This window comes from Bacteroidia bacterium (genome assembly GCA_019695265.1).
GTDB lineage: Bacteria > Bacteroidota > Bacteroidia > JAIBAJ01 > JAIBAJ01 > JAIBAJ01.
The window spans coordinates 17,543-33,273 of sequence record JAIBAJ010000027.1; the positions used below are offsets into that span (position 1 = coordinate 17,543).

13 protein-coding genes are annotated in these 15,731 nt (G+C 37.4%); 5 read left to right on the plus strand and 8 right to left on the minus strand.

Features of this window, described 5'->3' with window-relative positions:
• Nucleotides 1–6 precede the first annotated feature (6 nt).
• Nucleotides 7–315: a hypothetical protein gene (locus K1X82_06090; GenBank protein ID MBX7181663.1), complete on the plus strand. Its 309-nt coding sequence runs from the start codon at nt 7–9 to the stop codon at nt 313–315.
• Nucleotides 312–2,057 (plus strand): hypothetical protein, encoded by a 1,746-nt coding sequence (locus tag K1X82_06095; GenBank protein MBX7181664.1) that lies wholly within the window; start codon nt 312–314, stop codon nt 2,055–2,057. The genes K1X82_06090 and K1X82_06095 overlap by 4 nt, the downstream gene beginning before the upstream one ends.
• Here the strand turns inward: K1X82_06095 and K1X82_06100 are convergent.
• From K1X82_06100 to K1X82_06130, 7 genes are all read right to left on the minus strand, one after another.
• The gene (locus tag K1X82_06100) at nt 2,054–2,932 is read right to left on the minus strand and encodes a cation diffusion facilitator family transporter (protein MBX7181665.1); all 879 of its coding nucleotides are present in this window, start codon (nt 2,930–2,932) and stop codon (nt 2,054–2,056) included. The genes K1X82_06095 and K1X82_06100 overlap by 4 nt on opposite strands.
• Before the next feature lie 7 nt (nt 2,933–2,939).
• Entirely contained in the window at nt 2,940–3,803 is an 864-nt protein-coding gene (locus tag K1X82_06105; GenBank protein MBX7181666.1) for a hypothetical protein, read from the minus strand.
• 291 nt (nt 3,804–4,094) lie between these two features.
• The gene (locus tag K1X82_06110) at nt 4,095–4,499 is read right to left on the minus strand and encodes a hypothetical protein (protein MBX7181667.1); all 405 of its coding nucleotides are present in this window, start codon (nt 4,497–4,499) and stop codon (nt 4,095–4,097) included.
• A 7-nt stretch (nt 4,500–4,506) separates the two neighbouring features.
• Nucleotides 4,507–5,340, minus strand: coding sequence for a universal stress protein (locus tag K1X82_06115; protein MBX7181668.1), 834 nt, complete (start codon nt 5,338–5,340; stop codon nt 4,507–4,509).
• 130 nt (nt 5,341–5,470) lie between these two features.
• A complete protein-coding gene (locus tag K1X82_06120) occupies nt 5,471–6,292 on the minus strand; it encodes a universal stress protein (GenBank protein MBX7181669.1) in 822 nt (273 codons plus the stop codon).
• Nucleotides 6,293–6,390: 98 nt separating this feature from the next.
• Nucleotides 6,391–7,452, minus strand: coding sequence for a response regulator (locus tag K1X82_06125; protein MBX7181670.1), 1,062 nt, complete (start codon nt 7,450–7,452; stop codon nt 6,391–6,393).
• Nucleotides 7,449–8,630 (minus strand): PAS domain-containing sensor histidine kinase, encoded by a 1,182-nt coding sequence (locus K1X82_06130; protein ID MBX7181671.1) that lies wholly within the window; start codon nt 8,628–8,630, stop codon nt 7,449–7,451. Before K1X82_06130 ends, K1X82_06125 begins: the two co-directional genes overlap by 4 nt.
• 287 nt (nt 8,631–8,917) lie before the next feature.
• On the opposite strand from K1X82_06130, the gene K1X82_06135 reads away from it, so the two are divergent.
• Nucleotides 8,918–11,341, plus strand: coding sequence for a heavy metal translocating P-type ATPase metal-binding domain-containing protein (locus tag K1X82_06135; protein MBX7181672.1), 2,424 nt, complete (start codon nt 8,918–8,920; stop codon nt 11,339–11,341).
• A gap of 289 nt (nt 11,342–11,630) precedes the next feature.
• Here the strand turns inward: K1X82_06135 and porV are convergent, their stop codons facing one another.
• Entirely contained in the window at nt 11,631–12,878 is a 1,248-nt protein-coding gene (porV, locus tag K1X82_06140; protein MBX7181673.1) for a type IX secretion system outer membrane channel protein PorV, read from the minus strand.
• A gap of 317 nt (nt 12,879–13,195) precedes the next feature.
• On the opposite strand from porV, the gene K1X82_06145 reads away from it, so the two are divergent.
• Nucleotides 13,196–14,206 carry a BtrH N-terminal domain-containing protein gene (locus tag K1X82_06145; GenBank protein ID MBX7181674.1) on the plus strand — a complete coding sequence of 337 codons (1,011 nt, stop codon included), beginning with the start codon at nt 13,196–13,198 and terminating at the stop codon, nt 14,204–14,206.
• Between the two features lie 32 nt (nt 14,207–14,238).
• Nucleotides 14,239–15,387, plus strand: a complete 1,149-nt coding sequence (locus tag K1X82_06150; GenBank protein MBX7181675.1) for a glycosyltransferase family 61 protein — start codon at nt 14,239–14,241, stop codon at nt 15,385–15,387.
• Nucleotides 15,388–15,731 lie beyond the last annotated feature (344 nt).

Here is a 15,731-nt window from a genome sequence, read left to right on the forward strand (position 1 = left end):
AATAGCATGATTTTGTTTTTAGGAATTGCCTTTGTAGTGCATATTTATGTGCCTATGGCTCAACCTTCCAACGAATCAAACCTCAGCCATATCATTCATCTGCTAAGTTATGGTTCTTGTGGATTAGCCTTTATTTCCAATTATTCCATCAAGAAATGGATGTATGGAATTGGAGCAATTTACCCGTTTATATATCATTTAAATTGTGCTATTCACCAATGGCAAGATTTTGGAAAATTTAGTCCGGTGTGTTGGTTGGTGGTTGTAATGATGCCTGCAGGCTTAGTTGTATTATTAAAATTGGAGCAAAAATGAATCGGTACCAAATCCCATACTATCGTTTGAAACATCTTTCACTGCTTTTTCTTGCAGCCGTGTTCCCCGGTATTTTGCTTTCTCAAAATCAAATTCCGGATAGTCTTAATATTCTGATATTGAAGAATTATAAGCCTCAGGTTAATGATGCCAATAAAATGAATGTTTCTCCGGAATCACCACCGGTTTCTGATTCAAAACCTCGATTGGATTATTCGGTTTTGAATAAGCAATTTGCAACCGGATTTGATCCCGAACCTATAAATCCGGCTAAAATGCAAAATGAACCGGTTAAGAAATTGGGCATTGGATACGTAAAAGTTGGATTCGGAAATTATACCATGCCAACCGGTGAAGCATATTTGGCAAATAAACGATCTAAAACATATCATTACGGAATTGGAATTAAACACCTGTCAAGTTTAGGTCAATTGAAAAATACATGGTATAGCGGTTTTAGTGATAACCATGTGGATGCCTGGGGTAAGTATTTTGTTGGTAAAATGGTGTTGAATGCTGAAGTAAATTATGACCGCAATGTGGTTAGGTACTATGGCTTTAATCCACCCGATTCCATAGAAATCAATAAAACGGATTGGAGAAATATTTTACAGCATGTTCAAGCCAATGTCGGACTTTCAGATAATAACCCTTCAGGTAAATCTATTTTCGATGGGTTAAAGATTAGTTACCACCATTATAGATCGAATCGTCCGGGTATCGAAAACAATGTCTTAGTGGATGGAAGGCTTAAATATTTGCTAAAGGAAAAGAAAAGTGAATCAACTAGTCAAGGACCTAATGCTGCAATAGAAAGTAGTAAGTTCGGATTGGGAATTTGGGCTGACTATTACCAGTTTCAAGCTGCTACTATCTCCATTAACCAACCCAATACCTTGTTAGGAATTTCCCCCGGATTCGTTTATCAATCAAAAAACTGGGGTCTGGAAATTGGTGGTAGTTTGGTTTGGGATATAAAAAACAGTGGCACCAACTCTCATATTTACCCCAATGCTAAGGTTCGATTAAGTTTAGTTGAAGATTTATTGGGTATTTACGCAGGAGTAAAGGGTGGCTTGGAGCGTAATAGCTTAAGGAATTTCTCTTCTCAAAATCCATTTTATTCCATTTATACCGACTCAGCCAGTTTTAATATGTCAACCAATACCTCTACTACCTATGACGCGTATGGTGGACTTCAAGGTAAATTTTCATCCAATACTTCATTTAAGTTGGAGATGCACGGACAAGGTGTAAGAAATTTGGCATTGTTCGTAAACGATACTAGTGGAAATGGAAACTATTTCAATGTTGTTTACGATAATGGTACGGTTTTAAATCCTCATTTGGAGGCCAGTTTTCTGCAAAAGGAAAAGCTTAGTATTTTCTTTAAGTTCGATTACTTCCACTACATACTTGATCATGAATTAAAGGCCTGGCATCGGCCGAATGTAAATTCCGGTTTGTCCGCTAATTACAATATTCAAGATAAATTTATACTGAAAGCAGAAGTGTATTATATAAGCAGGCAGTTTGCTCGTACGTATGACACCTTGAACAATGTGATTCCCTTTCGAATTAAGGGTCTGGCCGATATTAATTTAGGACTTGAGTATCGTTTTAATAAGAAATTTGGTGCCTGGATAAGTTTGAATAATATTGCTGCCTATCGCTATCAACGGTGGTATCAATATCCAAGTCAACGGTTTAATTTTATGATTGGAGCAACTGCTAACTTCTAATGGTCTACAGGTTCTATATGAACCAATACATGTTCTAGTGAAGGTAGTTCATGGTATAGTTTAGCTTGTAACCGATGGGCAATTTCGTGACCTGTTCTAACACTTAGGTTGCCGTCAACGCAGGCATGTAAATCCACATGATATTTCATGCCTACCTTGCGGACATAGCATTTTTCAGTATCTTGAACTCCTTCTACGGTGATTGAAATAGTCCTAATTTGTTCAATAAGCTCAGAATCCAATTGTTCGTCCATAATTTCACCCAAGGCGGGTCTTAGGATTCTATATCCGTTGTATAGAATTATTCCGGATGAAAAAAGGGCAGCCCAATCATCTGCAACCTCAAAACCTTTCCCAAATACAATGGCAATTGAAATACCTGTAAATGCCATAATGGATGTGATGGCATCACTGCGGTGGTGCCAGGCGTCAGCAAGTAATGCAGTGCTATTTGTTTGTTTGCTTTTATGCAAGACATATTGGAATGAAAGTTCTTTCCATAAAATTATCCCACCCAATACTACCAACGTATACCAGTGAGGACCTTCATCCGGATGTAGAATGTTTTGCACGCTCTGATAAGCAATAATAAATGCAGAAATGGCTATAAAGCCAACAATCAAAAAGGCGAAAAGAGGCTCAGCCCTTCCATGCCCATACGGATGGTTTTCATCGGCAGGACGGTTGGCATAACGAAGTCCAAGTAAAATCAAAATGGATGAGAAAACATCCGAAGTTGATTCGATTGCATCCGCTATTAAGGCATACGAATTGCCTAAATAACCGGTAATCCATTTAAGTATGGCCAACAATAAATTTCCTAAAATGCTAAAATAGGCTGATCCTATTGCAATTTCTTCCTTGCTCTTGGTCATTCTCTATTTATATCTCTGAATCTTCTTCCACGTCAAGAATTTGACTTTTGAGTTTTGAACTCATCACCTTTTTATAGAAATTTTTTACCCGATGACCTTCACATAAATGAACCCTTCCATATTGGTTTATCAAGTACGCGGAAATTAGTACATATCCAATGGTAGTAACCATCATCAAAAATTCAGAATCTACTACAATAGTAAAATAGGAGGAAACACTAAAAATTAAACAAGGCCAGCTGTTCCCTTTTGAATAGTTAAAGATTGCTGTTAGTAGAAAGGATTGAAAAATGGAAAAAAGCAACAATCGAATGGAAAATAATAGGTCGAAAGGATATTGAAAATTCATTAAGAGAATTAAAGAGAATCCATTTAAGATGCCAATAAGAATGGACGAACTAAAGGCTGTTGAGCTAACTTGCCAATGAGGAAGTGCAAAACTTCTCCATCCAAAGGTGTCTGATACAGCAATACCAAGTATCGGAAAAACCCAACCAATTAGTGAAACAATGCCGGTAATTGATCGAGATCGAATAAAGGTATTTAAGGTGAAGTACTGTTCAAAAAACAAGGGATATAACAATAGGCCAATGAATAAAAAGGCTAATGGGCTGATTGCAATAGAAAGACCCGGTCCATGAAGTCCTGCCTTAGAAAAAGTGGAGTTTAGCTTTTCTTTACCACGTGGACCATAATACTTTTGGGCAGAAATAATGGCAGCAAAAAAAGAGGATAAACATGCAACAAAAAAGAAGCTTGACTTAAGCAGGCTTGGTAAAGGAAATAACAGATCAAGGGTTTTTAGGGTGAAAAGAAGGCCAACAATAATTGAAAAATTCCAAAAAAGAAAGGTTTTCAAAGGGCGACTCATTGCTTGATTTCGGGAAAAATTATGGGGTTAGAAAGCAAGGGCAATGATACTAATTAATAGGCATTTAGGTTAGTTCATCAAAAAAATGATAGGCTATAAATCTAAAAGTGAAAAAGAAATCGTGAAGAGGCTTTCAGGTTAATTTTTCGGGGAAGTATTAGTAAACTGTTTTGAAGTAGTTGGAAGCCGCAATTGAATGCCAATGCAGTTGTTGATTGGAGTAATTTCTATGTAAAAAAAGCCCTATCCTACCGGAGGATAAGGCTTTTGGGGTAGTAAAAAAGGTCTAACCTAATCTTCCCATTGGGAATAATCCGGTTTGCTTGGTTTTTGATCAATGGTTAATGCTTCCCCTTCGCTGTTTTGTTGTTCCAGAGTCCATTTATCGGTAACGGTTGTTTCTATCCACATTTTGCCGGATTTTCTAAATACCTGTACAGATAAGCCGTAAAGGTTTCCAAACTCCTGCTCCAATTCCGCAACTGTCATTTTGGGAGTTACTGTAATAAATCCGTCGCTATGAATGGTTCTAATTTGACCAATGGTTTTTTCAGGGTCAATAATTCCTTTCAATGGCGATAATTCTTTCACTCCATGCATTTTTTTAAAGAACTCCAACTTTAAATAGGGGTATTTTTGGTTGAAGGATTCTTGAACCTCCGAGATTTTTCGGTCGTCCTTTATTGTCAAGATCATAAGCATATTATTTTGAGTGGTGAAATGATAAAAGTGGGATATGGGAATGAAAAGCCATTTGTTTGGTATGGCTTCGTTCAAATAGTCGATCAAAAAAACCTCTGGTCCGAACAGTCATTCCTATCATATCAGCATTAATTTCTTCTGTGTAATGGATAATTCCTTCGGTCACATCCGAATTCTCTACTATTCTGGACCGTATTGATTGGTAACCGGAACTTTTCTTAATACTTTCGGTAAATTGATTCACCTCGTTGTATTTGAATGGTTCCTTGTCTAAGTCGGGAGTAATGTGAAGTAATATAAGTTCGGCATGAAAAAATTGTGCTAGAAATGCCGCTCCTTCTACATTTTCATGGTCGTGTCTTTCAAAGTTAGTGGCAAAAACTATTTTTTGAATGCCTTTAAATTTGGCATGTGCAGGAATGGTTAGTACAGGAATATCTAAACTTTCAATCGTGTTTCCTGCATTGCTTCCTATTAGCAATTCCTGTAATCCGGATGCTCCCTTGGTACCCATTATGACTAACTCCGAATCCAGAGTTTTTGCCATTCGGCTTATTTCACTACTAATATCGGAAAAGCAGGTGGTTACCTTGGTTTGAATACTCATTCCCGGAAATTCTTCCTTTAACGTGTCTCTTAAGCGGTTAAGGTCATTTTCAAGCTCCTTTACCAGTTCAAAATCTACCGGTACAACCACTTCTGCTGTGGTAACAGGTACAATGTAAGTGTGTAATAGTACAATTTCAGCCCCAATAGTCCTGTTAAATTCCAATGCAAAGCGAATAGCATTTTCTGCTATTGGTGAAAAATCGGTTGGACAAAGTATAGTTTCCATTGTTTTTCTGTGCTTACTTGCAAACTGGCCTATTGATTAATGGGAAGAATAAGCCAATGAATTGCAAATTTCAATTGATAAATTCGATTTTGAAATGATTTCCGTCATCTGATTTACTGACTGGAATCAATTAATGTAAAATAAGAGTTGGAATTTCAGTTTGGAACATCATTTTTTTGGTATGTGTTTCATGGGTAAGCCTATACCAAAAGGAATGGTGATGTGCTATTAAACAAATTAGTTCGGCTTTATGTTCTTTGGCATAGGATTGTATTCCTTCTTCGATCTCCGTTGCTTCCTTGAAATCCCTAACATGTTTCACTCCATCTAAAAATTGATCTACCTCAATGCTTCCTGTAACTTCTGATTCTGTTGGGGTTTCTTCCAAACTTTTTCGAACATTTAATACAAATATCTTGGATTCAAAAAATCGAGCCAAGGTTTTTAATGGTTTTAAGGTTTCCTGATTCGAAATCGAGGAAAGGTCAGTGCCCAGAACTATTTTTTCATAAGGATGAAACTCGGAATGGACCGGAATAATTAGTACCGGTTTCTCTGATTTTCTGCCAAGCTCGGTTGCTACACTTCCAATAATTCTATCTAGAAGTTCGGTATGCCCATTCATGCCAACTACAATTAAATCGGCATGTTCCTTTTTAGACTTGTATAAAATTTCATCAGTCGTACTCCCTAACCTATACCGACATTCAATTTCTAATGCTCCTAATTCTCGGTGAATATCGTCTCTTAAAGAGTGCATTTTATCGCGGGCAACCTTTTCAACGGCTTCCCATGATAGAATCATTTGGGGAATCTCAGGGGTGTTCCCTTCAATTTGTCCTACATGTAAAATAATAAGCTTGCCTTTTATGGAATGGGCAAGATGAGCGGCATACTTAACTGCATTATTTCCTGATTCGGAAAAGTCAGTTGGGGCTAAAAGGGTTTTCATAGTAAAACTTTTAGCAAAACTACAAGGTCCCTCAGCCTAATTTACTGATGGTGGTCAGTAGGTAACCTGATATCAATACCTAAACCCAAAAACACAAATCAGTTTCGCATTTTTATGAGCTTTTCAAGATTTCTGATTTCAATGGTTCCACCACTGATAGAAATTAATCCTTCTTCCTTGAAATCACTTAAGGTGCGAATGGTTGTTTCTGTTGCAGTTCCTGAAATATTAGCTAAATCATCCCTCGAAATATTCATTGAAAAATGAAGTGATTCATCCTTTTTATATCTATTATGCAAGGTTACCAATGCCTCAGCCACTTTTTTTCTTACAGAATTGTAGGCCAGATTAACCAATTGCTTTTCCTTTTCTGCTAAATTGTCCGATAATAGCCGAATAAATGTTTTCGAAACCTCGGCATTTTTATAAAGTAAGGAAAAGAAATCATCCTTGGGAATAAACCAAATCTCACTTTCATCAATTGCAACAGCAGTATCCTGGTATTGCTGCTCTTCCATCAAGGCCAAATATCCAAAAAAGTCGCCCTCTTTATACAACCCTGTAATGAATTCCTTGCCCAATTCGTGGGTGCGAAATGTTTTTACTTTTCCTTTGGCCAAATAGAAAATTCCTTTGGGATATCCATCTTCCTTATAAACGGTTTCTTTCTTGGTGTATACTTTGGATGCCTTTTCAATGTTGGAAATGTTCTTTAAATCAGCAATCGATTTGGCCGAATCTATAAATGCATTAATGCCTTGTGGGTTTTTAGGAAATTCGCTTTTCATCATGGATGATTTCCTAAGCCTGCTCTCAATAGCATTCAATAATTCAATGTCATCAAATGGCTTGGTAATGTAATCGTCTGCTCCCATTTCCATCCCTTTCCTTAATTCGGTCCGCTCGGCCTTGGCAGTTAAGAAGATAAATGGAATTGCCGCAGTTTTCTGATTTTTGGAAAGTAGATGTAACACGCCATAACCATCAAGTACAGGCATCATAATATCACAAACAATCAAATCCGGAAGTTCACTTTGGGCTAATTCTACCCCCAATTTTCCATTGGCTGCAGTAAGCACCGTATAATTCGCTAATTCTAAAATCTCAGCCGTATTTTCTCTAACCTCGTTATTGTCTTCTATTAATAGGATCTTCTTCATTGTGGAAAAGTAATAGTAAAGGTGGTTCCCTGGTTTTCTACACTCTTAAAGGTAACACTTCCCTTCAAAAGTTCTGCATATTTTGAAATGATGTTTAACCCCAATCCTGTCCCTTGTATATGGTTAACATTATGTCCTCTGAAAAATCGTTGGAATAGATGCTTCTGATCCTGCTTGGGAATCCCGATTCCATAATCGGTAACTTTTAATATACATTTAGATGGACTTACCTCTGTATATACCTCAATAGCTTTGCCATTTGGCGAAAATTTGATGGCATTGGAAACTAAATTAAGCAATATGTTTTTCAGTAACTTCTTGTCCAAATAGGCTAAGCTTTCTCCCTGGTGCTTATAGTCTATAAATTGTCCTTCCTTGCAAATTCCTTGAAGCTCTTTCAAGGTTTCTGGTATGTAATTCTGTATGTCAAAATACTCTAAATGACACTCTATTCGGCCTTCTTCTAATTTGCTAACTGATAGAAAATCATTCAAAATGTCCGTTAAATCATTGATGGATGTTTTTATCCGATTAATATGTTTTAACTGCTTTTCCTTTTCATCTAAATCTCCATATTGCTTAACTAAGGATAAACTTGATAAAATGGTGGCTAACGGGGTTCTAAACTCATGCGACGCCATCGAAACAAACCTGGATTTTAATTCATTCAGCTCTTTTTCCTTTTCTAAGGCATTGTATAACTCCGATTTTGTTTTTTCCAGCTCCTGTATTGCCTCCTCCAAAATCATTGTCCTATTCCTAACTTGCTTCTCTAACTCCGCTGAATAATTCTTGAGTTTCTCTTCTGCATTCTTCCTTCTCGATATATCAATGATAAAGGCAATTACATACCTACCCTTCGCATTACTAAATGGACTCAAACTGATTTCAACAGGAAATTCTATCCCGTTTTTTTTCATCCCATATAAATCCATTCCAACTCCCATCGATCGGGCATGTGGGTTGTGAGTGAATTTTTCTCGCGATGCATGATGGCTGCCTACAAATCGATGTGGTACCAGAATTTCAATCTTCTGTCCGATTAATTCTCCCGAATCGTATGCAAATAACCGCTCTGCGCTAGGGTTTGCTTCTGTTATTTTACCTTCGCTGTCAACTATAAGTATTCCTTCCGTTGCGAAAAGAAAAAGGGCTTCCACCCCCTCCTTGCTATCCATTTTGGGTTTGACTGAGTTCACCGCTAAGGTAGTAAATTGAAATTTGGCAAAACTACATGCTGAAAAATTTTCAAAACATGACGAATATCATTCTTTTTTATGATGGCCCTCAAATTCATAACCTTTTAATAATCTGACTTTTGCAAAATAATTGAGGGGTAATTTGACTTGTCAAGATTTTTTTGCTTCGAGCGGATTTTTAGGGGACTTTCTCCGGTTTTTTTCAAAAATCAGCTCCGTCAAGGTTGTAAAGGTCAACTTTTTACCCTCTAAAAGTTGTAAGCACTATGGAATCCTATACCGTTAGTCCTCCCGAATTAAAAGTTCATACCTGCTACCATTGTGGAGAATCCTGCAAGGACGAAATCATTGAATTCGACCAAAAAGAGTTTTGTTGCGAAGGTTGCCAACTGGTTTATGACCTTCTTCGTGAAAATGAGCTGTGTACCTACTACAATCTGAATCAAGCTCCAGGCTCTACCCAAAAACAAAAAAATCTCGCACTTAAGTTCGAATACCTAGACGATCAGCAGGTCTATGACCGACTCATTCGTTTTAAAAATGAAAGCCAAACTCATGTGGTGTTTTTTATTCCTAAAATGCACTGCAGTTCTTGCATCTGGCTGTTGGAAAATCTTCATAGACTTAACCCCGGAGTGATTAGCTCCAAAGTGAATTTTGTAAGAAAGGAAGTAACCATCGTCTTTAATAGTTCTCAAATTAAGATGTCGGAATTGGTGGCTCTTATGGCTAATATTGGCTATGAACCACTGATAAACCTAAATGACCTGGAAAAAAATGCTGAAAAGAATGAAACCAGAACCCGGGTCATCAAAATTGGATTAGCCGGCTTCTGTTTCGGAAATATTATGATGCTTAGCTTCCCTGAATATTTTTCTTCAGGAAATTTTTTGGAACAAGAAAATCTGAAGTATTTCTTCGGCTATCTGAATTTATTCCTCTCTCTTCCCGTTTTTTTCTATTCCTCCTCTGAGTTTTTTGTCTCTGCCTGGAAGGGCCTGAAATACAAATACATCAACATCGATGCTCCCGTAGCACTTGCTATACTCGTTACCTTTGTTCGAAGCGTTTTTGAAATCATTAGCCAAACCGGTGCAGGTTATCTGGATTCTATGTCAGGAATCGTGTTTTTTATGCTTATTGGCCGCTATTTTCAAAATAAAACCTATGAAACTATGTCGTTCGAAAGGGATTATAAATCCTATTTCCCAATCGGTGTCTCTGTACTGAATAAAGATGGAAGCGAATCAAATGTTCCGGTTTCTTCCTTGAAAAAAGGGGATAAAATTCTTATTCGGAACAATGAATTAATTCCTGCCGACGCCATTTTACTCAGCCCATCCACTCACATCGATTATAGCTTTATTACCGGTGAATCGGATCCCATCAAAAAAGTGGTTGGTGAATTGGTTTATGCAGGAGGTAAACAACTCGAAGGTGCCGTGCGCCTCGAAATCCTAAATCCAACTTCCCAAAGCTATTTAACACAATTGTGGAACCAGGATTCTAAATCAGAAAATGAACAAATTCAAAAAACCTACATCGATCGTATCAATAAATATTTCACCTTGTCGGTGTTGGCAGTTTCTGTTTTGTCCGCCATCTTCTGGGCATTCTTTGACCCGGCTAAATCGCTCAATGCCTTTACCGCCGTCCTTATCGTTGCCTGTCCTTGTGGCCTCCTTCTTACCAATACCTTTGCCAGCGGAAATGTATTACGCCTGTTCGGACGCAGAAAGTTCTATCTAAAAAATGCCCCTGTCATTGAAAAATTGTCCCGAATAGATACCATTATTTTTGATAAAACCGGCACCATCACTCACGGCTCCAGTATTTCTTTCGAAGGCCCAACCTTAGGCTCCAATGAAATTAATTTGGCTGTTTCCCTGGCCGCTCAATCCTCTCACCCGCTAAGCCGCAAAATCAGCAGCTTTTTCGGAAAAAGTACAAGGAATTTGCTGCCGGTTAGCGACTTTTCTGAACTGCCCGGAAAAGGCTTAAAAGCTCAGGTGGGAGATCACTATGTGGTTATGGGCTCTGAATACTTTGTCACCGGAAATCATAATTTTTCCAACCTGAATTCTACCAAAGTTTTTCTAATGATTGATGGGGTGGTAAAAGGTTTTTTCAAATTTAAAAATGCCTACCGCGATGGACTAAAAGATTTGGTTGACGGGCTTAGTAACCAGTTTGATTTAAAGGTTTTATCGGGCGATAACGATTCGGAGAAATCAATTGTGGAATCCATTTTTGGTACAAAAGCCGAAGTTCATTTTAACCAAAAACCCGAAGACAAAATGCGCTTTGTTCAAGCTCTCCGTTCCAATGGCAAAAAAGTGTTGATGGTTGGAGATGGTTTAAATGATGCCGGAGCACTCAAACACAGCGATGTAGGAATTGCAGTTTCCGATGATACCAATAATTTTTCTCCGGCTTGCGATGCCATTTTGGATGGGTCTAATTTGAATAAGTTGGGTTACTTTCTTCAAATGGCAAAAACGACTAAAACGGTAACTATTTCTACCTTTTTCTTTTCTTCTATCTATAATTTTATTGGTCTTTCTTTCGCCGTTCAAGGCACACTTTCTCCGGTAGTTGCAGCTATTTTAATGCCTCTAAGTTCTATTTCTATCGTTGTACTTTCTACGGGTTTAAGTACTTTGTTTGCTAACATCCTCGATAAAAAGTAGTTAGAGCAGCTATAACCGGATTGGCATGACCATGAAGGTTGTTTTAATTGGTTTTTGGCGGGCCCCCTCCGCCTACTATTTTTTCTGCAATCTTCCAAACATAGAACCTAGGCGTTCGGGTCACGCTTTCGGCTGTAGTCCTCGTCGCACTTGGCTAGCGCCGCGTGCTCCTGTGGGCTACTTGCCTCTATCGTTGCCCGAGGTGCAAACCCAATCGGTAAGGCTTCGAACCAAGTTTTACTTATTCCGGGATTTGGGTTAAACCTGTACTTGTAAAATATTCTAATTCTTAGTTGGTTTCAGCACCTTCTGCTTTTGTACTGGCTTTGTTAAAGTCAAACGATAAGGTGAATCTCAAAGTGTTTTCCAATGGATTCCTTACACCTTGGGTCGATGGAATTAAATACGCAAAATCCAATCCAAATACACTGTACTTGAATCCTATTCCAATGGTAAAATACTTCCTGAAACCTTTCCATTTGGATTCATTGAAATATCCGCCTCTTAAGGAGAATAAATTGTTATACCAATACTCAATGCCTCCTGAAATATTATATTCCGCTAATTCTTCCTTAAATCCAAAAGGTGCATCACCAAACGATTGAAATAATCCACCTACCGGTCCAACATTCGGATCTTTTCCTTTCTCAATTATTTTATTTCCATTGGCATCCTCTAAAATGTTTCCGGCCGAATCAACTTTGTAAACCGGTGGTGTTGGAACCAATAATTTGTTAATGTCTACATACAATCCAACCGAATTATGGTCGTCTAAAAAGATCTTTAATCCGGCACCTAAACGTAAATTCTGTGGCAGAAAATCACGCTGTAGTTTGGAATTGCTGTACGAAATTTTAGAACCAATGTTGGAAAGGTTTAATCCGGCAGTTACTATCCCGTTTTTGGATCCTAATTTAATTTTATTGGATTGGTAAAAGAAGGCCAAATCCGCTGCTACAGCCCTACCAACCGAACCTGTTCCTCCAACTGAATATCCACCGGTTAAATTGGAATTAATGTATCGCAAAGCAATAGATCCTGAAAAATTATTGGATAACTTACGGGCATAGTTTAAATCTACTGCAAATTCATTCGGACGATATTGGCCAATGTTGTTTCCGGAAAAATCAGTAAAAGTGATATCACCTAAACTAAAATACCGAAGCGAAACTCCAATACCTTGATCCATTTTTTTACCGAATTTCATATATCCGGTAACGTATCCTAGGTTAATATCCGGTACAAGAGCCCTTAACCAGGGAGTATAATCAATGGCAAAACCATAAGGCTTTTCTAAAAAGGCAAGTTTTGACGGGTTCCAATGCATAAAATGGATGTCAGCAGAGGTAGCTACACCACAATCTCCCATTGCTCCGGCTCTGGCATCCGGCGATATCATCAAAAATGGAACGGCTGTTGTAATAGTGTTTAATTCGGCTTTTTGGTCATTTAAACTATTTTGACCTTGGCCAAAAGCCTGAATGCCACTAACCGAAGTTAATAGGCAGATTGTAAAAATTTTTTTAAATTCTCTCATTTTAAAAAGGGCACAAAAATAGCTTTTAGTTCCTTATTCCAACCATTCCCCAAAAGAATGTAGTCGAAACCAAGAAATTATCAGCAAACACAAATAAAAACGAGTAAAAGTATATTCAAATAGGCCCTTAGGTTTGGAGGTCAAAGAAACGAAGCAATTAAACATCTATTGTATTTGAAACGAAAAAAAAATAGTTGGGAAGAAATTCAGCTAATAGCTTGATAATTAAATTTATATATAGCAAGAAATTTCTCATTACAATTCAACTATGGTAAAGAAATTAGGAAGATCGGGATTGAAAACTATTTTTGTTGGCTGTGATTTCAAATTATATACATAAGCAAGCTGCTCATTGTGAGAGCGGTACCATTAGTAACTTGTTGCGTTATCATGGTTTGGATATTTCTGAACCGATGGCGTTTGGAATAGGTTCCGGAATATTTTTTGCCCACATGCCTTTCCTCAAAATGAATGGTATTCCGGGTACAACTTACCGCGTGTTGCCGGGTTTGATTTCTAAACGGCTAACCTCCCGATTAGGAATTTCATTTCATACCCAATCCTTTGGCAGTAATAAACAAAAGGCAATGGATGAACTCGATCGGGTTTTAGATAAAGGTTTTCCGGTTGGTATGCTTACCAGTGTCTATTATTTGCCCTACCTTCCTAAAGCTTTTCGCTTTCATTTTAATGCGCATAACTTATTGGTTTTTGGTAAATCAAATGGGGAATACCAAGTAAGTGATCCGGTAATGGATTATGTTACCACGATTTCTGCTAAAGATTTGGAAAGAGCTCGATTCCCAAAAGGTGTTTTGGCTCCCAATGGCAAAATGTACTATCCTACCAAGGTTCCAACAGATATTGATTTTATTCCGGCCATTAAAAAGGCTATTCGTTGGACCGGATTTGAAAACACCATGACTCCTCCTGTTTTGCCATTCTTTGGTAGTCAGGCTATTTCTTACCTGGCTAAGAAAGTTAAGAATTATCCAACTAGTTTGGACGAAAGAAAGGCAGTGTTATTTTTAGGTAATATCGTTCGGATGCAAGAGGAGATTGGTACGGGTGGTGCCGGATTTCGGTTCATGTATGCTGCTTTTTTACAACAAGCTTCCAAACGTTTAAACAATCAAGAACTGTCTGTTTTAGCTAAGGAATTAACCCAAATTGGCGACCAATGGAGAGCCTTTGCCTTTTCCGCAGGTAGGGTTTGTAAGAACAGGCAAACAGATACAGAGAATTTTTCATCCTTATCCTTGCAATTGATGGATATTGGGCAAATGGAGACTGCTTTTTTTAAAAAACTGAGAGGTTTGAAATTGTAATTTCATGGAAGCTTGGAAATACTTGTAATCATATGAATTTAAGAACATTCATTCTTAGTAAATTGCCCTGGAGAGTTCAAGGTTTTTTGGGAGGTCGACCCCAAAAAACTATTTCCATCCATGCGTTTGAAAAACAACTTGTCTATTCAGGAACCTTAAGTTTTTTTTCCAAACCTATAACCCTGGATAAAGAGTTTCATCAAAACTTCACTGAGAATTTTTGTTTCCCTTCCAACCCAATATACCTTTGTAAATTAAAAGAAGCCAGGGTCTTTAGAAACAATGGTATTTTTTCAGTTATAAATAATTCAGATGAATTAATTGCTGAATTGTCTACTGACCCGTTAAAAAGAGCCTTACATCCTATTTATACCGAAGCATTTCTTCCTTTACCGGTTCGTTTGAAAGGTAGGGTGTTAATGTTGGCAACATTGGGTGCAGATTGGGTTTATTTTCATTGGTTGATAGATTTCTTACCTAAGCTTGTCGTAATCGAAGAAGCCGGGTATTCCTATAATGACTTTAGCCATATTATTGTTAACCCTTTTACTTTCCCATTACAAAAGGAATCACTGGAAAGGATGGGAGTTCCTTTAGAAAAAATTGTTTTCCTGGAAGAAGGACATCATTATTTAGCAGATGAATTACTAATTTCGACAGAAATTAAGCATAATCCATCAACCAATAAATTGTTGAAAAGGCATTTGCAAAAGAAATCAAATGCAAGTCCAACCAATAGGGTTTTTATATCAAGAAAAGGCTCTAAATGGCGAAATGTGGTTAATGAAAAGGAATTAGAGAAGTTGCTTGAAAAATATAACTTCACTATAGTAGAAAATGAAAAAATGAATTTAAATGAGCAAATTGAATGTTTCAATAATGCTAATTTAATTCTTTCTACTCATGGCGCGAACCTTACCAATATTTTTTTCTGCACACCGGGTACTAAGGTAATTGAAATAATTGCTGATTGGCATCATTGTGTAGATTACTGGATTTTGTCAAATAATAACCAATTGGATTATTTTCATGTCCCCAGTCAATCACAACCTAGTTTTGAGGAGTTAAATTACCGGGTTACTCAAAATTATAATTTAATTGTTGATATTGAATTGCTTGAAAGGCAGATACTGCGGGCAATTAATGAAATAGAACGCGAAAATCTTTCAGTTGGTAATTGATTTTTGATAAGATCTTAACCCGAATGGTAGGTTAATTGGGTTAGTTTACTTTTTATGCAGGCTTCTACACTTCAGATTGTTACCAAAGGGTTGATGAAAATTCACCCAAGTCAATTATACTAAAATCTGAAAAGGAATTGTATCCTCGGCATTTACCATTGTAATATTTCGAAATAGCCTGTGCCTTTTTTGGGGTAATGGGTGATACATTTGGGGCTTGCACCCTCGGGCAACGACAGTTTGTCTAATAACCACTTTTAGACGCCATTTTACGTTTAATATCCTTCAAAATGGTTCGATTTAAGAGCATCTAATTTGAAAAACTTTAAATTCAACCAGTTTAG

Excerpts from the sequence above, each read along its gene's own strand:
- K1X82_06090 (MBX7181663.1), top strand. The coding sequence starts at position 7 with ATGATTTTGTTTTTAGGAATTGCCTTTGTAGTGCATATTTATGTGCCT.
- K1X82_06095 (MBX7181664.1), top strand. The coding sequence starts at position 312 with ATGAATCGGTACCAAATCCCATACTATCGTTTGAAACATCTTTCACTG.
- K1X82_06100 (MBX7181665.1), bottom strand. The coding sequence starts at position 2,932 with ATGACCAAGAGCAAGGAAGAAATTGCAATAGGATCAGCCTATTTTAGC.
- K1X82_06105 (MBX7181666.1), bottom strand. The coding sequence starts at position 3,803 with ATGAGTCGCCCTTTGAAAACCTTTCTTTTTTGGAATTTTTCAATTATT.
- K1X82_06110 (MBX7181667.1), bottom strand. The coding sequence starts at position 4,499 with ATGATCTTGACAATAAAGGACGACCGAAAAATCTCGGAGGTTCAAGAA.
- K1X82_06115 (MBX7181668.1), bottom strand. The coding sequence starts at position 5,340 with ATGGAAACTATACTTTGTCCAACCGATTTTTCACCAATAGCAGAAAAT.
- K1X82_06120 (MBX7181669.1), bottom strand. The coding sequence starts at position 6,292 with ATGAAAACCCTTTTAGCCCCAACTGACTTTTCCGAATCAGGAAATAAT.
- K1X82_06125 (MBX7181670.1), bottom strand. The coding sequence starts at position 7,452 with ATGAAGAAGATCCTATTAATAGAAGACAATAACGAGGTTAGAGAAAAT.
- K1X82_06130 (MBX7181671.1), bottom strand. The coding sequence starts at position 8,630 with ATGGATAGCAAGGAGGGGGTGGAAGCCCTTTTTCTTTTCGCAACGGAA.
- K1X82_06135 (MBX7181672.1), top strand. The coding sequence starts at position 8,918 with ATGGAATCCTATACCGTTAGTCCTCCCGAATTAAAAGTTCATACCTGC.
- porV (MBX7181673.1), bottom strand. The coding sequence starts at position 12,878 with ATGAGAGAATTTAAAAAAATTTTTACAATCTGCCTATTAACTTCGGTT.
- K1X82_06150 (MBX7181675.1), top strand. The coding sequence starts at position 14,239 with ATGAATTTAAGAACATTCATTCTTAGTAAATTGCCCTGGAGAGTTCAA.